15 protein-coding genes are annotated in these 19,163 nt (G+C 66.4%); 5 read left to right on the top strand and 10 right to left on the bottom strand.

The genetic code is table 11. From position 1 onward, the window contains the following. Nucleotides 1-54 precede the first annotated feature (54 nt). The 8 genes from narL to VNJ47_09440 all read right to left on the bottom strand — a co-directional run bounded on the left by narL (nucleotide 55) and on the right by VNJ47_09440 (nucleotide 9,058). Entirely contained in the window at nucleotides 55-717 is a 663-nt protein-coding gene (narL, locus tag VNJ47_09475) for a two-component system response regulator NarL (GenBank protein HXG29063.1), read from the bottom strand. Further along, entirely contained in the window at nucleotides 698-2,149 is a 1,452-nt protein-coding gene (locus tag VNJ47_09470; GenBank protein HXG29062.1) for a histidine kinase, read from the bottom strand. The genes narL and VNJ47_09470 overlap by 20 nt, the downstream gene beginning before the upstream one ends. 316 nt (nucleotides 2,150-2,465) lie before the next feature. Continuing rightward, complete coding sequence (gene purU / locus VNJ47_09465; protein HXG29061.1) at nucleotides 2,466-3,320, bottom strand: formyltetrahydrofolate deformylase; 855 nt, start codon at nucleotides 3,318-3,320, stop codon at nucleotides 2,466-2,468. 56 nt (nucleotides 3,321-3,376) lie between these two features. Continuing rightward, on the bottom strand, nucleotides 3,377-4,426 hold the full coding sequence (locus tag VNJ47_09460) for a DUF3445 domain-containing protein (GenBank protein ID HXG29060.1): 1,050 nt from the start codon (nucleotides 4,424-4,426) through the stop codon (nucleotides 3,377-3,379). A 24-nt stretch (nucleotides 4,427-4,450) separates the two neighbouring features. Then, on the bottom strand, nucleotides 4,451-5,395 hold the full coding sequence (locus VNJ47_09455; protein HXG29059.1) for a PDR/VanB family oxidoreductase: 945 nt from the start codon (nucleotides 5,393-5,395) through the stop codon (nucleotides 4,451-4,453). Continuing rightward, nucleotides 5,392-6,015 (bottom strand): dimethylamine monooxygenase subunit DmmA family protein, encoded by a 624-nt coding sequence (locus VNJ47_09450; GenBank protein ID HXG29058.1) that lies wholly within the window; start codon nucleotides 6,013-6,015, stop codon nucleotides 5,392-5,394. Before VNJ47_09450 ends, VNJ47_09455 begins: the two co-directional genes overlap by 4 nt. 50 nt (nucleotides 6,016-6,065) lie before the next feature. Further along, the gene (locus VNJ47_09445) at nucleotides 6,066-7,703 is read right to left on the bottom strand and encodes an APC family permease (protein HXG29057.1); all 1,638 of its coding nucleotides are present in this window, start codon (nucleotides 7,701-7,703) and stop codon (nucleotides 6,066-6,068) included. Between the two features lie 206 nt (nucleotides 7,704-7,909). Continuing rightward, on the bottom strand, nucleotides 7,910-9,058 hold the full coding sequence (locus VNJ47_09440) for an aminomethyltransferase family protein (GenBank protein ID HXG29056.1): 1,149 nt from the start codon (nucleotides 9,056-9,058) through the stop codon (nucleotides 7,910-7,912). A gap of 468 nt (nucleotides 9,059-9,526) precedes the next feature. Here VNJ47_09440 and VNJ47_09435 point away from each other — a divergent pair, with 468 nt between their 5' ends. The 5 genes from VNJ47_09435 to VNJ47_09415 all read left to right on the top strand — a co-directional run bounded on the left by VNJ47_09435 (nucleotide 9,527) and on the right by VNJ47_09415 (nucleotide 17,126). Then, on the top strand, nucleotides 9,527-11,719 hold the full coding sequence (locus VNJ47_09435) for an FAD-dependent oxidoreductase (GenBank protein HXG29055.1): 2,193 nt from the start codon (nucleotides 9,527-9,529) through the stop codon (nucleotides 11,717-11,719). 74 nt (nucleotides 11,720-11,793) lie between these two features. Continuing rightward, nucleotides 11,794-13,950 (top strand): heterodisulfide reductase-related iron-sulfur binding cluster, encoded by a 2,157-nt coding sequence (locus VNJ47_09430; GenBank protein ID HXG29054.1) that lies wholly within the window; start codon nucleotides 11,794-11,796, stop codon nucleotides 13,948-13,950. Between the two features lie 4 nt (nucleotides 13,951-13,954). After that, nucleotides 13,955-15,361, top strand: coding sequence for a hypothetical protein (locus VNJ47_09425; GenBank protein ID HXG29053.1), 1,407 nt, complete (start codon nucleotides 13,955-13,957; stop codon nucleotides 15,359-15,361). A gap of 5 nt (nucleotides 15,362-15,366) precedes the next feature. Further along, nucleotides 15,367-16,167, top strand: coding sequence for an electron transfer flavoprotein subunit beta/FixA family protein (locus VNJ47_09420; protein ID HXG29052.1), 801 nt, complete (start codon nucleotides 15,367-15,369; stop codon nucleotides 16,165-16,167). Continuing rightward, complete coding sequence (locus VNJ47_09415; GenBank protein ID HXG29051.1) at nucleotides 16,164-17,126, top strand: electron transfer flavoprotein subunit alpha/FixB family protein; 963 nt, start codon at nucleotides 16,164-16,166, stop codon at nucleotides 17,124-17,126. The genes VNJ47_09420 and VNJ47_09415 overlap by 4 nt, the downstream gene beginning before the upstream one ends. A 104-nt stretch (nucleotides 17,127-17,230) precedes the next feature. Here VNJ47_09415 and VNJ47_09410 read toward each other — a convergent pair whose 3' ends face one another. Next, nucleotides 17,231-18,235 (bottom strand): YeeE/YedE thiosulfate transporter family protein, encoded by a 1,005-nt coding sequence (locus VNJ47_09410; GenBank protein ID HXG29050.1) that lies wholly within the window; start codon nucleotides 18,233-18,235, stop codon nucleotides 17,231-17,233. 93 nt (nucleotides 18,236-18,328) lie between these two features. Further along, complete coding sequence (locus tag VNJ47_09405) at nucleotides 18,329-18,823, bottom strand: cupin domain-containing protein (protein ID HXG29049.1); 495 nt, start codon at nucleotides 18,821-18,823, stop codon at nucleotides 18,329-18,331. Between the last annotated feature and the right edge of the window lie 340 nt (nucleotides 18,824-19,163).

The following is a 19,163-nucleotide window of genomic DNA, read 5'->3' as shown; positions in this document are numbered from 1 at the left end:
GCCCCATCCCGGGGGCGGCGGGCAAGGCAGCTGAGATTGGCGGCCGAGCGCGGCTCAGTGCCGCGCTCGGGTAATGCCGTTCTGGTGAGCCCAGGCGGCGGCCTCGAGGCGCGAGCGCAGGTTGAGCTTCTGCAGCAGATGCTTGACATGGACTTTGACGGTGCCGTCGCTGATCGAGAGTTCGCGGGCGATCAGCTTGTTGCACAGACCGTCGGCGATCAGGGTCAGGATCTCCCATTCGCGGTTGGTCAGCGCGACTTCGCTTGGCTCTGGTGTATGGTTGTCGCCCCGCAGGGCGTGAGCCAGCAGTTTCGTCAGTCTTTCATCGAGGATGACCTGGCCCGCGGCAGCGCTGCGCAATTTGGCCATGAACTCCTCGGGCTCCATGTCTTTCAGCAGATAGCCGTCGGCGCCGACCCGCAGGGCGGCGACCAGATCCTCTTCAGCGTTGGATACGGTGACGATGATCACCAGCGAATCCAGATCCATCTCCTTTAGTGCTTTCAGGGTCTGGATGCCGTTCATCCCCCGCATGTTCAAATCCAGCAAGATCAGGTCCGGCTTGTGGCGTTTGGCCAACTCGATGCCCTCGGCGCCTGAGGCGGCTTCCCCGATCTTCTGGAAATCGCCGCCGAACTCTATCAACTGGGAAATCCCGTTGCGGAAGATCGGATGGTCGTCGATGATCAAGACCGTGTTACGGTTCGACTGGCTCATCTAGTGGTCTCCTCGGTGGTGGGATAGGCGCATGTAGATTTTTCTTGGGACGAAAGCTCACCTTGACGCAGGTGCCATTGCTGGGGCCGGCCTCGAAACGGATGTCCCCGCCCAGGCTGTGGGCCCGCTCTTGCATGATGATCAGCCCATAATGCCGGACCTGGCTGGTGGGCGATTGGAAGCCTATACCGTCATCCGTGACGCTGATCAGGACTGTTCCATCCTCCCGTTCGGACAGTGTTATGCGGGCGTGCTTGCCATGGGAATGGCGCACGATGTTGGATAGGGCTTCGCGGATGATGTAGAGAACCTGCATCTCCTCATCGACCGATAGCCTGTCACTGGAGAGGCGGTTGTCGAGTTCGAAGACGATGCTGCTGTGCTTTTCGAATTCTTCGATCGAATCCTCGAGCGCCTGCCGCAGCGTGCGGCCATTCATCGTCAGGCGGAAGGCAGTGATGATTTCACGCAACTGCCGATACGCCCGGTTGAGATTGTTCCGGACATCCTCGATCACGCTGTTGACGTCGAGGGGTTCGACGGCCGATGGGGCCTGCTGCAGCAGCGATTGCAGGCAGCTGACTTTCATCTTCAGATAAGAGAGTGATTGGGCGAGCGAGTCGTGCAGCTCACGGGCGATGGTCGCCCGCTCGTCGTACAGCGCCAGCCGGCGGTTGAGTTGCGCGCGCCGCGCGCTGTAGACGAGCTCGGAGAGCCGCCGTCCGAGGGTTTCCAGGTACGGCAGCAACTGCCTGTCGGTATCGGCGGTGGCCGGCGCTTGCAGCAGCAACAGACCGGTCGGTTGCGTTTCCTCGCCCAGACGAACCGCGATCAGGCACAGATAGGGCTCGTCGGGATAGGGGATGAGCCGGACCGCAGCGCGCGCGCCGAGTCCCAGTTCGGCGGCGGAATAGCGCACCAGGCTGCTCAGCCGATCGCGCTCATTGGCCGAGGTCCAGGCCCAGGGCTCGAACTCGCCGTCGGGTTCCGTGCGCAAGAAAATGATGCTCGCCGTGGCGCCGATGAGACTTTCGATTTTCTTGAGCAACTCGACGAAGGGTTCGGAGGATTCCGGCTCTTCCAACAGGCTGGCGAGCACGTTCTGCATCAGCTCCGCCGGGACGCGGTCGGAGCCGGCGCTGTCAGGGGGCGCGGTTTCCGACTGCGGTGGTGCCGTCTGGCTCTGGTGCAATGCGGCCAGCCGCCTGCATACGAACAGCAGGTAGAGGTCGAGGAGCAGAGTCAGCAGCAGCAACCCGCCCTGCAGCAGGCCGAGAGTGCCAGCGGCCAGCGCAGGCGCGCCGCCGAGCAGGCCGGCGGCCCACCAACTGCCGCCCGTCGCCACGAGAGCGCCCAGGCCGCTCAGCCCGATGAGCCGCGACACTTTCGGCACATCGCGTGGCGATGCTGGCTTCCAGGCTGGCGCTTTCATCTAGTTGCTTTTGGCGATCACACCGCTTCTTTCGTTATGAGAGCCGCTTGCGAGCAACCGCTCGATCCCGGCGGCGGGACCCAGCTGCATTGCTCATCGGGCCTTGGTGTTGTTCTTGTTCGATGCTACCGCTTCCTTCAAGGGAAGGAAGCGGAGCGAGGGGGGGGCAGCCCAAATAACTTGGTGCAATATCCGATGCCAGTCAATAACCTCTTTTGTATATGTCGCAAGTCTCCAGAGGACTGTGGCGCTCTGGTGTTGCGCGACCCCGGCGCTGAGATGATGGCGCCGGGGCCGGCGACGCTGTCTTCGGAAGTCAGTCGAATACCACGGTCTTGTTGCCGTGGATGAGCACGCGATCCTCGAGGTGGTAGCGCAGGCCGCGGGCGAGCACAGTCTTCTCGACATCCTTGCCCAGTTTCACCATCTCCGCCACCGAGTGGCGGTGGCTGACGCGGATGACGTCCTGCTCGATGATCGGGCCTTCATCGAGGGCATCGGTGACGTAGTGGCAGGTGGCGCCGATAAGCTTGACCCCGCGCGCGGCGGCCTGGTGATAGGGGCGGGCGCCGACGAAGGCGGGCAGGAAGGAATGGTGAATGTTGAGGATGCGCCCGGCGTAGGCGCGGCAGAGCTCGGGGGGGAGGATCTGCATGTAGCGGGCGAGCACGATGGTGTCGGCGCGGTACTCCTCGATCAGAGCACTGACGGTGGCGAAGGCCTGGGCCTTGGTGTCCGGGGTGACGGGGAGATGGTGGTAGGGGATGCCGTGCCACTCGACGTAGCCGCGCAGCTCATCGTGGTTGGCGATGACGGCGGGGATGTCAAAGTGCAGCTCGCCGCTGCGCCAGCGATAGAGCAGATCGGCGAGGCAGTGGGCCTCGCGGCTGGCGAGCAGCAGCACGCGCTTGGGCGCGGCGGAGTCGGTGATCTGCCAGCGCATGTCGAACTCGGCGGCGAGGTCGGCGAAGGCGGCGCGGAAGCCGTCGAGGTCGAAAGGCAGGGAGTCGGCGAGGATCTCGTCACGCATGAAGAACCAGCCGCTTTCCGGGTCGGCGTGGTGGCTGGCCTCGACGATCCAGCCGCGGTGGTGGTTGAGGAAGGCGCTGACCGCGGCGACGATGCCGTGGCGGTCGGGGCAGGCGAGCAGCAGTCGGTAAGTCCGGGCCATCGTTACAGTTCCTGGATTGCGGGTGAGATAGGGTTGGTGTGAGGTGTGCCGGGATCTCATTCGGGCCCGGTGCCATGACTCAGCGCAGCGCCGTCGTCCAAGGGCGCGAGGTAGCGGACCACGGTGTCGCGATAGCGCGTCAGCCCCTTGTAATCGACCAGCGGCGCAGGCAGCGTCTTCAGCACGCGGTGCATGCGCTTGGCCCATTTCGGGATCGTGGCCAGTTCGTCGATGCTGATCAGATAGCAGCGAATGCCGAACAGGATGGCGTTGCTGCGCGGCAGCCGGAACAGAGTCTGCAGCTCGACGCGCAGGTGGGCGAGCCGGCCGGCGTTCTCGAGCGTCACCGTGGCGCGGTCCTTGCCCCAGCGGTGGTAGTTCTCCGGCGAGGTATCCAGCCGCGGGTTGATGGTCATGGTCCAGTTCAGGCGCCGCACTGGCTTGCCGATCTGCAGGTTGAGCAGGAACTTCAGTGCCCGCTCGAACACGCCGAGCTCGTGTGCCACCGGCACTGGAGCGTGCCACTCGATGAAGCTCATGCCAGCATCGACTGCCAATGACCAGTCGGCCTGGGTGGTGACCATGCCACCGTCCATGAACAGATCGTCGTCGCGCTGGTCGAGCAGCGCGAAGTCGCCCTGCGCCTGGCGGGTGATGTACTCGAATGGCCCGTAGGGCAGGGTCGAGGCGTCGCCGAAGGTGAAGGTGTGGCGGATGCCGAGCGGCTTGTTCTCCCAGCTCCAGCGGCTGCCGTCGCGGGCCAGCGTGAACAGCTGCGGATAGTCGGCGGCGAGGTTCTCCATCAGCAGCTCGAGCGTGTCCCACTGCGCATCCATCATGTGCGGCAGCACGATGCAGCGCTGCGGATCTTCTTCGAGCACGAGGCGGCGGTCTTCCATTTCCGAGAGGTAGTGCTCGTCGGTGTCGAACACCGCCTCGTACACCGAGCCGGGCGCTCCGCGGACATGCGGCTCGATGTTCACCGAATACATGTAGTGGTCTTCGGGGAACGGAAAGGGGAAGCGGCGGATCGCCTCAGGGCTGTTGCTGAAGGTGTAGTCATCGCGAAAGGTTTCGATCGGCTTGAGCTGGACCGCGATGGACATGCTGGATCTCCTCCGGGTGCGGATTCAGATATCGAGGACGAGCCGCTCGCTGCGCGCGCGCGAGACGCAGATCATCATCTTGCGGTGCGCGGCCCTGTCCGCGGCCGACAGGTAGTGGTCGTGGTGCTCGACCTCGCCCTCGAGGACTGCCGTCTCGCACTGGCCGCAGGCGCCGCCACGGCACAGGCAGCGCGGTTCGAGGCCGGCGTGCTCCAGCGCTTCGAGCACCGTCTGATCGGCGGCCACCCCGATCTCGATTCCCGTTTTCGCCAACACCACCGTGAATGGCTTGCCCTCGGGCGGGGCGCTGAACCGTTCCCAGTGGATGTGGCTGTCGGGCCAGCCCTCGGCCCGGGCGGCGGCGATCACGGCGTCGATCAGCGGCTGCGGGCCGCACACGTAGAGATGGGTGCCGAGCGGCTGGGCGGCGCACAGCACCTCGGGTTGCAGCCGCTGCGGTCCGCAGTGGAAATGGACCCGCCCCGGATGCTCCTGCAGGAGCTTGTCACGGAACGCCGCATGCTCGGGGCTGCGGTAAGCGTAGTGCAGCTCGTACTCGGCGCCGTTGCGGCGCAGGTCGGCGAGTTGGGCGAGGAAGGGCGTGATGCCGATCCCGCCGGCGATCAGGATGTGCTTGCGTGCCAGGCGGTTGAGCGGAAACAGGTTGAACGGTGTGGAGATCGCGAGCACGGTGCCTGGCGCTACGCGTTCGTGCATGAAGCGTGAGCCGCCGCGCCCGGCATCGTCGCGGCGCACCGCGATCTGGTAATAGCGGGTGTCTTCCGGCGAGCTCAGCAGCGAATACGGATTGCGGTGCCGCTTGCCACGATCCTCCATCGTGACCACGATGTGGCTGCCGCCGGAAAAGCCGGGCAGGCGCCCGCCGCCCACCGGCACCAGCGTGAACAGCTTGATCAGCGGCGTCAGTTGCTCGACGTCGGCGACCAGCACGGAGAGCGTGTCGTTCATCGGAAAACCTCCTCGATCGGCGGGATCTCGCCGGGCATCTCGGCATCGACGCACACCCCCATGTAGGCGCCGAGGCGTCGCGAGAAGTGATCCCTGACCAGCAGCATCACGCCGCAGCCGGTGCAGCGTGCGATATTGGTGGTCACGTCGTGGTTGAGGGTCTTGCAATGCACGCAGTAGACGGGACGGGCGCGCGTGCCGACGAGTTCGCGCTGGATCTCGTCCTTGTAGACGCCGAATTCGCTGGCGAGCGTGCTCACCGTCCAGAGGAAGCCCTCGCGCCCGGCGACGTAGAGGCGTAGCCCCATGCAGGCCTCGTCGAGCAGGTTGCGCAGCGCGGCGCGGAAATCGTCGAGGTTGTCATAGAGCGCGACGGCGTCGGCCTCGAGCCGCCGCAGCGCGGCCGAGTGATCGATGGCCGGCGCGGGCGCCCTGAGGTAATGGATCTCCCGCGACGGCAGGCAAGGTTCGCCGGGCTGGCACTCGGCGTGGAACGAGGCGTACAGCCGCAGCAGCGCGGCGCCGCCGTCACCCTCGGCGAGCAACAGGTGACGGGTGCCGCGCGGATCGGGCATCAGCTCGGCGTAGACCGGCTGACTCTTGATGCCAGTGACCAACATGTTCAGCCTCCCCAGTGGTGCCGGGCCCGGCCTGCGGGCCCGGCCAGGCTTCAGTAGACCGCGATGCGGTTGGCGACAAACACGACGATGGCGGCGGCGACCAGCGTCACGTAAGGCCAGATGCCGGCGCCGTTGACCACGCCGCGATCGCTGAGGTGCAGGTCGGAGACCATCTCCTCGGGAAAGCGGCCCTTGTCGACGATGTAGTGGCGGTAGGCGAAGATCGGAATGATCAGCGCGGCGAACAGCAGGCCGGAGATCAGCGTGCCCGCGCCCCAGATGTTGGCGCCCATGCCGAGCAGGGTCAGGTTGACGAAGGAAAGGACAGCGCCGATGACGATCAGCCAGGTCGGAGCCCGGAACGGCCGCTCCCAGTGCGGCCGGTCAAGGCGGTGGATCCAGCCGGCATTGAGGTTGAGGAAGTTGAAGATCAGGTAGCCGACGTTCGAGATCGCAAGCACGAACACGTAGTCGGACATCATCAGCAGCACCAGGTTGAACGCCAGCGTCGTCCACATCGCGCTGGTCGGCGCGCCGTGCGCGTTAGCGTGCGACAGGTACTTGGGCAGCCAACCGTCGACCGAGGCCTGGTACAGCGTGCGCGCGGCACCCGACATCGTGGTCATGATCGACAGTACCACCGCCAGCACCAGCATCACCACCAGAATGTTCTCCAGCACATAGCCGCCGCCGACCATGCCGACCATCGCCTTGCCCACGCCCATGCCGCTGTAGATGTCTTCGGCCAGCATGCCCTCGAGGCCGAGCGCACCCTGGAAGGCCAGCGGGATGAGCGTGTAGGCGAACACGCACAGCAGGCCGGAGTAGAAGATCGCCTTGAAGGTGTCGGTCTTCGGATCCTTGAACTCGCGCGTGTAGCAGACCGCAGTCTCGAAGCCGTAGGTCGACCAGGCGGCGATGAACAGACCACCGGCCATCAGCGTGATGCCAGCCATGTTCCAGGTGCCGTCGATGACTGCGCCGGCGCTATCGTGGGCGATCGGCAGCAGCGGGGCGAAGTGCTCGCGCGGCAGGTCGCCGCTCAGCAACGGCACGATGCCGACCAGCAGCAGCGGCAATAGCGCCGACAGGCTCAGGATCATCTGCGTGCGCGCAGCGTTGAGGATGCCCTTGTTTTGGATGGCATAAACCATCAGCAGCAATACCGTGCCGATGATGAACGTGGCGTTGATGCGCAGCGTCAGCCCTTCCTTGAGCCAGCCGAGGTCGAGCAGCGTGAGCTGCCAGGTGTTGATCGCCGCATCGGCGGGGAACAGCACGCTGAGTATGTAGCCGGCGGCCAGCCCCGAGCCGATCGCCAGCACCGGCGCCCAGGCGAACCAGTTGCACCACACCGAGATCGGCGCGATCAGCTTGCTGTAGCGTACCCAGGCAATCGCGCCATACACCGAGGCGCCGCCGGTCTTGTCGGGGAAGAGGCCAGCGATCTCGGCATAGGTGAAGGCTTGCAGGAAGCCGAAGCCGATCGAAATCGTCCACACCAGCCAGGATGGCTTGCCGACCGTCGCGGCGATCGCGCCGATCGAAAACAGCACCAGCGCCGGTACGCCGCTGGCGACCCAGAAGGCGCCCGTCCAATCGATCTGGCGTTGCAGGGAACCTTCGCCCGCGGCGCCAGAAGGCGTCAGCGCCAGTTCCGGCGTCATCACAGTCGCATCATCTCTCATGGTTCTCCACCTTTGGCAGGGGAGACCTCCGCAAATCGCCTGCTTTCACCTGGGATCGAGCGTCCGGACTACACATCCATTGCGGCGAGGCACTGTGGGGGAAAGCATTCTGTGGAGGCTCCTCGATGGTCGTAATGGTTGTCAGGTCTGGTTCGGGCGCTCCCTGAGCGAAGCACCCGGTCATCGTTGGTGCGCTGCCGCGCGGGTTATTTGAAGTTCTCGGGGCGCAGCCGGATCTTCATCGGGTCATAGAAGGGGATCGGCTCGACGAGCGCCTGGCAGGCGATCTGCGCGCCTCTCACTTCCAGCGTGGTCCCGGGAGCCGTGTATTGGGGCTTGATCTGTGCCAGGGCCAAGGACTTCATTAGGTACCGACTGTAGGAAGGGCTGGTGACGACGCCCACCTCTTTGCCGTCCTTGTAGAGCTTGGCGCCCGGCTCGACCGCCTGGTGATGCTTGCAGACGATGCCGGCCAGCTTGCTGCGCTCCTTGCCCCTGGCCGCCAGGACGGCGGCCTTGCCTTGCCAATCGCCCTTCTTGTCCAGCGACACCGCCCAGCCCATGCCGCACTCCCAGGGGGTGGCGCCGCCGGGCATCTCGTACGGGTAGAAGGCCAGCGCGGCCTCGACCCGGATCAGGTCGAGCGAGGCCCAGGAGCACGGCATCACACCGGCCTTCCTGCCGTGTTCGAGGATGGCGTCCCAGAGGAACACCGCATCGGCGGCGGCGCAGTAGATCTCGTAGCCCTGCTCGCCGGAGTAACCGAGGCGGCCGATGTTGACCTTGCGGCCGAACAGTGTCGTGTCGGCGTGCGTGAAATATTTGAGGCTGGCCAGATTGAAGGGCGTGTGCGGGGCGAGTACCGCCAGCGCCTTCGGCCCTTGCAGCGACAGGATGTGGGTGTCGCGGTTCTCCTCGATGACGACGTTCTTGCCCTTGGCGATCCGCGCCAGGTGCCGCGCGGTGTCGCCCGAGCCGGTCACGACGCGGTAGCGGTTCTCGCCGTCGCAGAAGATGCTGATGTCGTCGCAGACGATGCCGTTGTCATCGACCTCGTTGCACAGCGCGACGACGCCGGGCTTGATCTTGGTCATGTCGCGGCTGACCAGATAGTCTACGACCGCCAAGGCGTCGGGCCCGCTGACGCGACGCATCTGCAGCATCGAGACGTCGTAGAGACCGGCGCAGGTGCGCACCGCGATCACTTCGTCATTGGGATCGGTCCGGTAATCCCACGGCGTCGGCATGTCGTTCCAGGCCATGCCGTTGAATGTCGAGCCGAGTTCGCGGTGGCGGACGTTCAGCACCGATTGCCGCGGCAGCTCTTCGATCTTCAGGGCGGATTGACTCGTCATCTCGTTCGACCTCTCATCTGCGGGGCTGGAGTAAATCACTGGGCGTATCGCTCAGGTGATGAGTTTTGGGGACGCCATGTTTCCCACGCATTTATTAGGCTTCCGGCTTTTGTGGTGCCATGTCTTCTACGAGATAACCTCGATTGGGTAGGAAACACGACCGAACAATCTGGGGGTATTGCTTAGGCGTTTTGTCCTGTAATTGCCATGCTTTAAAAGAAATAACCAAAAGTGGGTAGAGGAGATCGAACGGCTATGGCAGATACCGAAAGATCATTGAGTCTGCCAGAGAGAAGGGTTCTTGACGTTCAACAAAACAGTCGATTACGGCCGAAAAATTACTTCCTCTTTGGTATACCCTGCGCGCAATTGCAGTCCGGGGCAGGGTGATCAGAATTGAAATCGACGCGGATGGATTATGTTTCGCCGCGTAGACCAGACAATCCAAGGTGGAGAGAGGTGGGAGAGATGGCGCGTGATCCGAAATACGACATTCTGTTCGAACCGATCCAGATCGGCCCGAAGACGCTGAAAAACCGTTTCTACCAGGTGCCCCATTGCATCGGTGCGGGTTCGGACAAACCGGGCTTTCAGGCCGCGCACCGCTCGCTCAAGGCAGAAGGCGGCTGGGGCGGAATCAATACTGAATACTGCTCGATCCATCCGGAATCCGATGACATCCACCGCGTTTCCGCGCGCTTGTGGGATGAGGGCGACGTACGCAACCTGCGCGCGATGACCGAGCACATCCACAAATACGGCGCCCTGGCCGGCGTCGAGATGTGGTACGGCGGTTCCCACGCGCCCTGCATGGAGTCGCGCTGCACGCCGCGCGGGCCCAGCCAGTACGCCTCCGAGTTCGAGACCCTCACCTACTGCAAGGAGATGGACTACGACGATATTCGGATGGTGCAGCAGTTCTACGTGGACGCTGCGCTCAGGGCGCGTGACGCCGGCTTCGATATCGTCTATGTCTACGGCGCCCACTCGTATCTGCCCCTGCAGTTTCTCTCCCCCTACTACAACAAGCGCAAGGACAAGTACGGTGGCTCGCTGCAGAACCGCGCCCGGTTCTGGGTCGAGACCCTGGAGAAGGTCAAGCGGGCGGTCGGCGACGATTGTGCGATCGCCACCCGCTTCGCGGTGGATACCCTCTACGGGGAGGCCGGCGTCGAGGTCGAGCGCGACGGCCTGGCCTTCGTCGAGCTGGCCGACGCTTTCGTCGATCTGTGGGACGTCAACGTCGGCGACATCGCCGAGTGGGGCGAGGATGCAGGGCCGTCCCGCTTCTACCGGCAGGGCCACCAGCTTCCCTGGCAGCGCTTCATCAAGCAGGTATCGAAGAAGGTCGTGCTGGGAGTCGGGCGCTTCACCGATCCGGAGAAGATGGCCGAGGTGATCCGCGCCGGCCAGCTCGACGTGATCGGCGCCGCGCGCCCGTCGATCGCCGATCCGTTCCTGCCGAAGAAGGTCGAAGAGGGGCGGATCGAGGACATCCGCACCTGCATCGGCTGCAACGTCTGCATCTCGCGCTGGGAGATCGGCGGACCGCCGATGATCTGCACCCAGAACGCCACCGCCGGTGAGGAGTACCGCCGCGGCTGGCACCCGGAGCGCTTCCCGAAGAAGGGCTCCGATGACGCGATCCTGGTCATCGGCGCCGGCCCCGCCGGCTCGGAGTGCGCCCGCGTGCTGCTCGAGCGCGGCTACACCGTGCACCTGGTCGACCAGGCCGACAAGATCGGCGGCTGCATCAACGACATCGCCACCCTGCCCGGGTTGGGCGAATGGGGCTACCACCGCGACTACCGCGAGGTGCAGCTCAACAAGCTGGTGAAGAAAAACCGGGATTCCCAGCTTGTCCTGGGCGTCAAGCCCATGACCGTCGACGAGGCGCTGGCCTACGGCGCCGACAAGATCGTAGTCGCCACCGGCGCGGCCTGGAACGGCGACGGCACCAATGCGCTGACCCACGATCCGGTGCCGGGCATCGATGCCGCGCTGCCCTACATCCTCACCCCGGAGCAGATCTTCGCCGGCAACAAGCCGATCGGTAAGCGGGTGATGATCCTCAACTGCGACCAGTACTTCATGGCGCCGAGTCTGGCACAGAAGCTGCGCGAGGCCGGCCACGAGGTGACCATCGCCTCCGGCGTCGAGCTCGGCCGTTACATGCACTTCACGCTCGAATACCCGAACATGCACCGCATGCTGCACGAATTGGGCATCCACGTGATCGGTGACGTTTGGGCCTCGCGCGTCGAAGAGGGCCGCATCGAGCTCTACAACATCTGGGGCGATGGCTACCAGCGCCAGTACCGCGGTCCGGGCAAGCTGCCGCGCAAGGAGAACCAGAGCCACCGCTGGTACGACTTCGACTCCCTGGTGCTGGTCACCGGCCGGCACTCCAAGGTCGAGCTGTACAACGGCCTCAAGGCGCGCAAGGACGAGTGGGGCCGTCACGGCGTCAAGGGCGTGTATCTGATCGGCGATGCCTGGGCGCCCAAGCTGATAGCCGACGCCACCTTCGACGGTCACCGGCTGGCGCGCGAGATCGAGGAGCCGGATGCGCAGTATCCGAAGCCGTATCGCCGCGAGGTGGCGGTCTGGGGCGCGCCGCACATGCCGGGCGGTTCCTTCGAGATCGAGTACCAGCAGTAAGTCGCCAACCCGCGCCGCCCCGGGGGCTTCCCGGGGGACGGCGGCGGCCGTCCGGCCCGACCAGAGGAGCGGCCATGATCGACCCAGCGCACAGCCCCGAGCAGATCACGCGCGTCCTGTTTCAGGACTTCCCCGCCTGGATGCTGGCGGCCTTCTACCTGGCTGCCATCGCCGCCCTGGCGACCTTCGGCTATGGCTGTTATGTCCAGTACCGCAAATACGCCCGCGGGCGAGCGCTGGATCTGGCCGGGCTTGGGACGCGCCTGGTGGTCATGGCCAAAACCGTGCTCAGCCACCGCACGCTCAGGCGCCGGGACCGCGCCGCGGGCCGCGCCCATGCGCAGATCTTTTTCGGTTTCGCGCTGCTGTTCCTCGGCACCGCGACCATCACCCTCGAATACGACATCCTGAAGCCGCTGACCGGCATCACCTTCTGGCATGGCGCCTTCTACCTGTGGTTCTCGCTGGTGCTGGATGTGGCCGGCATCGCGCTGCTCGCGGGCCTTGTCTACATGATGTATCGGCGCCGCTGGCTGGCGCTGCCGAAACTCGACTATGCGCGTCCCGATCGCGCGCCGGACGATCCCGACTACGACCGCAGCGCCTACCGCCGCGAAGACTGGGCCTTTCTCTGGGCGCTGCTGCTGATCGGAGTCAGCGGCTTCGTGCTCGAGGCGGCGCGGCTGGTGTGGCTGCAGGCCGATGCGGCGGTGTGGGATTACCGCTGGTGGTCGCCGCTCGGCGCGCTGCTCGCGCAGATTTTCAAGGGCCTGGGGCTGGATGCCGAGGGCGCGGCGGCGCTGCGCCTCGGGCTGTGGTGGCTGCACGGCCTGCTGGCGCTGGCGCTGATCGGGCTGATCCCGTTCACCAAGGCCAAGCACATCTTCACCGCCATGGCCGCGCTCGCCCTGCGCGACCCCCTGCCGGTGCAGCGCCTGCCCAAGGCGGATCTGGCGCAGGAGCGCATCGGCGCGACCCGGATCACCGATTTCACCTGGAAACAGCTGGTGCACTTCGACGCCTGCACCAAGTGCGGGCGCTGCCACGAAGCCTGCCCGGCCAACGCCAGCGGTTATCCGCTGTCGCCGCGCGACCTGATCCTGAGCCTGCGCGAGCTGTCCGAGGCGCTCCTCTCCGGGCGCGCCCTGCCGGGGCCCGAGGCGCTCGCCGCAAGCGGTGATGGCGTCAACCAGGTGCGCGCCGAGACGCTGTGGTCGTGCCGCACCTGCGCCGCCTGCGTGGAGATCTGCCCGGTCGGTATCGAGCACGTGCCGGTCATCGTCGAGATGCGCCGGGCGCTGATCGAGCAGGGCGCGATGGACCCGATGGTGCGCACGGCGCTGCAGAACATCCAGAAGAAAGGCAACTCCTTCGGCGAGAACAAGCGCAAGCGCCCGGCCTGGACCAAGAAGCTCGGCTTCGAGATCAAGGACGCCCGCAGCGAGGCGGTCGACGTGCTGTGGTTCGTCGGCGACTTCGCCTCGTTCGATCCGCGCTATCAGAAGGTGTCGCAGGCCTTCGCCCGCATCCTGCACGCCGCCGGTGTCGACTTCGGCATCCTTTACGAGGCCGAGGTCAACGCCGGCAATGACGTGCGCCGGGTCGGGGAGGAGGGTTTGTACCAGTACCTGGTCGAGACCAACCTCGAAACCCTGAGCCAGTGCCGCTTCAAGCGCATCGTCACCACCGATCCGCACTCCTTCAATACGCTCAAGAACGAGTACCCTGAGTTCGGCGGCCGCTTCGAGGTCGAGCATGCCAGCACCCTGCTCGAGCGGCTGCTGGCCGAGGGCAAGATCAAGCTGAAGAAGCCGCTCGCCGCGCGCGTCACCTATCACGATCCCTGCCACCTCGGCCGCTACAACAAGGGCTTCGAGGCGCCGCGGCAGGCGATCGGCCGGCTCGGCGGCGAACTGATCGAGCTGGGGCGCAGTCGCGACAACTCCTTCTGCTGCGGCGCCGGCGGCGGGCGCATCTGGACACCCGATCCGCTCGGCCGGGAGAAGCCCTCGGAGAACCGCATCCGCGAGGCAGCGGCGCTGGGCGAGGTCGAGACGGTGGTGGTCAACTGCCCCAAGTGCATGAATATGCTCGAGGACGCGGTCAAGACCACCGGCCACGAGGGCAAGCTCAAGATCCGCGAGCTGATCGAGCTGGTGGCCGAGTGCATGGACTTCGGCGAGGAAGCCGTCGCGGCAGCGGCCGGGCCGGCGCTGGCCGAGCAGGAGTGAGGCGATGAGCGCGCTGCAGCGGCTCCTCGAGCGCGCCCTGGCCGCATCGGACAGCTATGTGGCGGGTGCGCTGCATCCCTACGTCGCGGCCGAGGCGCGCCGTGCGCTCGAAGTCATCCTCTTGGCCACGCCCCGGCAGCGGCGGCTGTGGGCGGCGGCGCCGTACACCCCGTACTCGCTGTTGGATGCCCTGGTGGGTGCCGCGGCCGATGATGTGCAGGTGCTGCTGCGAGTCGCCAGCCATCCGGCAACCACGGCGGATACGCTGCGCCGCCTGGTGGCGGCTGCGCCGCCGAGCGCGGTGCTGGAGGCCGTCGCCGCCCATCGCCACGCGCCTGCCGGCCTGCTCGCGGCGCTGCCGTGGGACTGGCGGCCGGCGATCCGCCGGGCGCTGTGCGCCAACCCCGCCACCGGCCTGGCCACCTTGCGCGAGCTCGCCGCTTGCGCCGCGCTCACCGAGCTCAAAGACATCGCCCGCAACCCCAACGCCGATGCCCTGCTGCTGCGCGACCTGTGGCTGCGCGGCGATGCCTATTTGCGCGCTGCGGTGGCGGCCCATCCGCGTTGCCCGGTGGAACTGCAGCGCGCCGCCTTGCGCAGCCCGGACGCCGTGGTGCGGCGCAAGCTGGCAGAGAATCCGGCCGCGCCGGCGGAATATCTGGTCGAATTGCTCGACGATCCCGACGCCCAGGTGCGCGCCGCCGCGGTGCGCAGCCAGGCCCTGCCGGAGGACGAGCTGGAGGCGCGCGCCGTCGATCCGGCGCGCGAGGTGCGGCGCAGCGAGGCACGGCGCGCCTGGCTCGGCGCCGCGCGCCTGGAGCGGCTCGCCAGCGATCCCGACGTCTGGGTACGCCGCTGGCTGGCCTTCAACCCCAGGGTTTCCACGGCCGTGCTGCGGCGGCTGGCCGGCGATGCGGTGGCGGAGGTGCGCCGCGCGGTGGCGCGCAATCCGCGCTGTCCGGCCGATCTGCTGGCGCGACTCGGGTGTGATGCCCACCCCTGGGTGCGCGCCGGCGTGGCGCTGCGGCCGGATATCGCCGCGGCGACGCTGGCCGAGCTGGTACGAGATAGCGACCGCGACGTGCTCTCCAGTCTCGGGCAGAACTCCGTCACGCCCGCTGCGGTGCTGGAACGGATCGCGCGCCACCCGGAGCGCGACGTGCGCCGCGCGGTGATTCTCAACCGCCGGGCGCCGCACACGGCACTGCGCCTGCTGCTGGAAGATCCCTATCCCCTGAATCGCATGCTGCTCGCCCGGCACCCGCAGCTTCGCGTGGATGATCGCTGGTGCCTGGTCGAGGACCCCGATCCCCAGGTCAGGTTCGCCGCCGTTCAGACCCTGGCGGCCGGTGCGATGAGCGAGGCGGCCGGCCCGCGCCAGGCGGCCGCAACAACCCATCCAGGAGTGTGAACGACATGAAGATCCTAGTGCCTGTGAAGCAAGTGGCGGTCCTCGACGAGGACTTCGAACTGCGGGAGGACGGCCGGGACGTCGATCCCGATTACCTGAACCACGAACTCAACGAATGGGACGACTACTCCTGGGAAGTCGCGCTGCAACTGCAGGAGCGGCACGGTGCGGCGGTCGAGGTGGTGCCGGTCACGGTGGGTCCGACGCAGGCCGAGGAGGGCCTGCGCAAGTGCCTGGCCAAGGGCGGCGAGCGCGGCATCCGCGTCTGGGACGCGGCGCTGGCGGGCTCCGATCCGACGGTAATCGCGCGGCTGCTCGCCCGGCTCGCCGAGCGCGAGGGCGCCGATCTGGTGTTGACCGGCGCGCAGGCCGCCGATCACGCCTACGCCCAGACCGGGGTCGGTGTCGCCGCGCTGCTCGGCTGGCCGCACGTGGCGGTGGTCTCCGCGCTCGACTACACGCCGGGTGCAGCCAGCGCCAAAGTATGCCGCGAACTCGAAGGCGGGCTGCAGGAGGAGCTGGCGGTGCAGATGCCGGCGGTGCTGACCATCCAGCTCGGTATCAACGAGCCGCGCTACGCCTCGCTGCGTGGCATCAAACAGGCCAGCGCCAAGCCGATCGAGGTGCTGTCGCACCGCGAGCTGGGCCTGTCTGATGCGCAGGTCGGCGAGGCCGGCTCGGCCTGCCGGGTGCGGCGCATGTACGTGCCGGCCAAGGGGCAGGCCGAGCTGATCGAGGGCACGCCGGCGGAGCAGGCCAGGCGCCTGGCCGAGATCATCAATGAGCTGAGAGGGGTGAACGGATGAGCGGGATACTGGTTATTGCGGAGCATCGTCGCGGCGAGTTGAACCCGGTGACGCTGGAGTGCATCGCGGCGGCGGCTGAGCTGAAGACGGCCAGGGGCGGCACGGTCGCCGTGGCCGTGCTTGCCCAAGACCCGGATGCCTACCTTGCGCGGCTCGGCGTCGGCGGGGTCGACGAGCTGATCAAGGTCGCCGTGCCGGTCGCCGAGTTCCAGAGCGACGTCTACACCGAGGCAGTGCTGGCGCTGATCGGCAGCCGCCGCCCGGCGCTGGTGCTGCTGCCGCACAGCATCGACGCCTGGGGCTACGCGCCGGCGCTCGCCGTCAGAGGCGGCTATGGTTTTACCACTGATGTCTTCGGCCTGCGCTACGAGGGCGACACCCTGGTCGCGACCCGCGCCGGCTATCGCGAGAAGGTGCATGTCGAACTCGATTTCCCCGGCAAGGCAACGGTGCTGCTAACCCTGCGCGGCAACGCCTTCAAGGCCGCCGAAGGTAGCGCCAGCCCCGCTGTCAGCGTCTTCGACGCCCCGGCCGCGTCGCCGCGCAGCCAGCACCTGGGGTATCGCGAGCCCGAGGCCGGCGACGGAGTGGACATCACCCAGGCCGAGTACATGCTCTCGATCGGCCGCGGCATCGGTGAGGAGGAGCACGTCGCCGAGTTCGAGGAACTGGCCGAGCGGATGGGCTTCACGCTGGGCTGCTCGCGCCCGATCGCCGATAACGGCTGGCTGCCGAAGTACCGTCAGGTCGGGCAGTCGGGCAAGACGGTCAGCAACTGCAAGATCTACATCGCGCTGGGTATTTCCGGTTCGGTGCAGCACATGGCCGGCATGAAGCACGTGCCCAACATCATCGCCGTCAACAAGGACCCCGAGGCCTCGATCTTCAACATCGCCCGCTACGGCGTGGTCGGCGACATCTTCGAGATCGCCGGCGAGCTACGCAACCATTTCACCTGAGTCCTCCGTATCCCCGCGGTAACGACCGCGGGGAAGTTTGGCCCCGGGGGCGGCGCCACCTCACGGGGTGCCGTCGGCGGGGCTCTCTTTGGGTCAGCAGCCCGCTACGCAGCAGGTCGGGAGAGGAGCGCGAAGCCCTGCAGATAGAGCGCAATGGTGAGGCACATAGTCAGGAACGCGATCCAGGCGTAGGACCAGAGCAGCGGCATGCCGAGCAGGATCAGGCCGTCGTTGCCGCCCGGAATCAGCAGACTGCCGAGCCCCATCAGCAGGCCGCCGGCCAGACAGCGCAGACTCAGGCCCGCGGTGACGCGGGTGTGGCGGAAGCGGCCCGCCGTCCAGCCGCCGTAGGCGGCCCCGGCCAGCAGGGCCAGAAATAGCAGCGTGCGTGCACCCAGATCCATCGCCATGCCCTGTGCCAGTTCGGCGAGCACCTCCGTGTACGCCCAGGCGCCGACCAGCCACAGCAGCAGCAGGAAGGTGATGCCGATCACGACGGTGGCTGCATGGGGCGTCCAGCGCGTAGCGCTGAGCCATTGCCGCAACCCGAGGCAGGCCGCTGCCGGTGCGGTGCGCTGCCTGACGGCCGTCGCCAGCGGCCGGAGCACGCGCCAGCCCATCCAGAGCGCGGCGAGGACGGCCCATCCGAGCGGTGCCCGCAAGGCCGGTGCTTCGCTAGACAGTGGGGTCGGAGCCAGCCCGGGAAACAACAGCGGAAAGGCCAGGCAGCCGAGATAAAATCCGAGCGGCGTTGCCGCATACGCCCATTGGCCGGACCCGAAGCGGGCGATTGCGCCGAACACGCAGGCGCGATTCACCGCGGCGCCCAGACCGAGCAGCACGGCGCCGAGCACGGTCAGCGAGCTCGGCCGGTAGCCCGCCGGCATCAGGTTGACGAGACCCAGCGCCTTGCCGATGAGCACTCCGCCCAATACCCAGATGGAGGCCTCGACCATGGCGAGCAGACGGTAGGCGCGATGCTGCTTGAGGATTTCATCGACGGCGGCTACGGTGCAGGTTGCGCCGCGCTGAATGGCAAAGCCCATGACGGCCGCCAGCATCATGGCCACGGTCAGGACGGCAGCGAGCGCAAACATCGATGCAGGCATGGGACGGATCACCTCCGCAGCGCAGTCGCGCTGCAGGCAGCAAAGGCATCGGCGCGGCGCTCCGATGCCCGGGCGGACCCCCTGGCGCAGGGCTCACATGCCGTCCTTGCGCGGATCGGGCTTGCCGTCGTTGACGATGTCAGCGATGGTCAGCTCCACCGGCGCGGTGCCGGTATTCTTCCACCAGTGCAGCGTGCCCTGCGCCTCGCGCGAGATGTCCCCGGCCTTGTGCAGGAGCGGCTCGCGGCACTGGCTGCTGTATTCGTAGAGCTCACCGGAATCCACCATGATCAGCGCCGGCCGGTCGGCGTGGCTATGCAGCGGCACGACACCGCCGGGCTGAATCGTCATGTGGCGCAAGCGCAGGCGGCGCTGGTTCAGCTTGACTTTCTCCTTGGTCAGATCGATCGAGGCCAGTTCGCGGTCGGTAACGCCGCTTGGCATCGTCGGGGCACCGGCCAGAGCATTCTTGCCGATCTTGTCCGGCGGGCAGGTACCGGCAACGGCAGACGCCGACGCCAGCAGGGAAAGCAGACTGGCGCCCAGCACGGCATGGGCGAAGCGATGGGATTGGGTGTGTGCATGCATCGTGATCACCTCGTGTGGCGCAGGACGCGGGATTGCGCCTTGGTGAGTCACATAACAAATGCCGTGCCAAAATAAATAATGCTTTTATATCAATATCTTATTTGATCATAAGGTTTCATCGTGTGCGTAGCCGTGATATTTGGCGGGCTTGCCGCGAAGAGCCGCGGAATGATCATTCGACATTTAGCGGGCTTTACCGTACACCGGGAAGCGGTCGCAGAGGGCCTGCACCTGGGCGCGCACCCGCGCGCTCACCGCCTCATCGTCGATGCGATCGAGCACGTCGCAGATCCAGTGGGTGAGCGCGCGCACCTCGGGCTCGCGAAAGCCGCGCGTGGTG

The sequence above is a fragment of the Nevskiales bacterium genome (assembly GCA_035574475.1).
In the GTDB taxonomy this organism is placed as follows: domain Bacteria; phylum Pseudomonadota; class Gammaproteobacteria; order Nevskiales; family DATLYR01; genus DATLYR01.
This window is presented reverse-complemented; position numbering and strand designations above follow the sequence as displayed.

What these genes read in the sequence shown, in the direction of transcription:
- VNJ47_09460 (HXG29060.1), bottom strand. Translation starts at nt 4,426, where the DNA reads ATGTCCATCGCGGTCCAGCTCAAGCCGATCGAAACCTTTCGCGATGAC.
- VNJ47_09450 (HXG29058.1), bottom strand. Translation starts at nt 6,015, where the DNA reads ATGTTGGTCACTGGCATCAAGAGTCAGCCGGTCTACGCCGAGCTGATG.
- VNJ47_09425 (HXG29053.1), top strand. Translation starts at nt 13,955, where the DNA reads ATGAGCGCGCTGCAGCGGCTCCTCGAGCGCGCCCTGGCCGCATCGGAC.
- VNJ47_09445 (HXG29057.1), bottom strand. Translation starts at nt 7,703, where the DNA reads ATGAGAGATGATGCGACTGTGATGACGCCGGAACTGGCGCTGACGCCT.
- VNJ47_09455 (HXG29059.1), bottom strand. Translation starts at nt 5,395, where the DNA reads ATGAACGACACGCTCTCCGTGCTGGTCGCCGACGTCGAGCAACTGACG.
- VNJ47_09470 (HXG29062.1), bottom strand. Translation starts at nt 2,149, where the DNA reads ATGAAAGCGCCAGCCTGGAAGCCAGCATCGCCACGCGATGTGCCGAAA.
- VNJ47_09420 (HXG29052.1), top strand. Translation starts at nt 15,367, where the DNA reads ATGAAGATCCTAGTGCCTGTGAAGCAAGTGGCGGTCCTCGACGAGGAC.
- purU (HXG29061.1), bottom strand. Translation starts at nt 3,320, where the DNA reads ATGGCCCGGACTTACCGACTGCTGCTCGCCTGCCCCGACCGCCACGGC.
- VNJ47_09410 (HXG29050.1), bottom strand. Translation starts at nt 18,235, where the DNA reads ATGCCTGCATCGATGTTTGCGCTCGCTGCCGTCCTGACCGTGGCCATG.
- VNJ47_09405 (HXG29049.1), bottom strand. Translation starts at nt 18,823, where the DNA reads ATGCATGCACACACCCAATCCCATCGCTTCGCCCATGCCGTGCTGGGC.
- VNJ47_09415 (HXG29051.1), top strand. Translation starts at nt 16,164, where the DNA reads ATGAGCGGGATACTGGTTATTGCGGAGCATCGTCGCGGCGAGTTGAAC.
- VNJ47_09440 (HXG29056.1), bottom strand. Translation starts at nt 9,058, where the DNA reads ATGACGAGTCAATCCGCCCTGAAGATCGAAGAGCTGCCGCGGCAATCG.
- VNJ47_09430 (HXG29054.1), top strand. Translation starts at nt 11,794, where the DNA reads ATGATCGACCCAGCGCACAGCCCCGAGCAGATCACGCGCGTCCTGTTT.
- narL (HXG29063.1), bottom strand. Translation starts at nt 717, where the DNA reads ATGAGCCAGTCGAACCGTAACACGGTCTTGATCATCGACGACCATCCG.
- VNJ47_09435 (HXG29055.1), top strand. Translation starts at nt 9,527, where the DNA reads ATGGCGCGTGATCCGAAATACGACATTCTGTTCGAACCGATCCAGATC.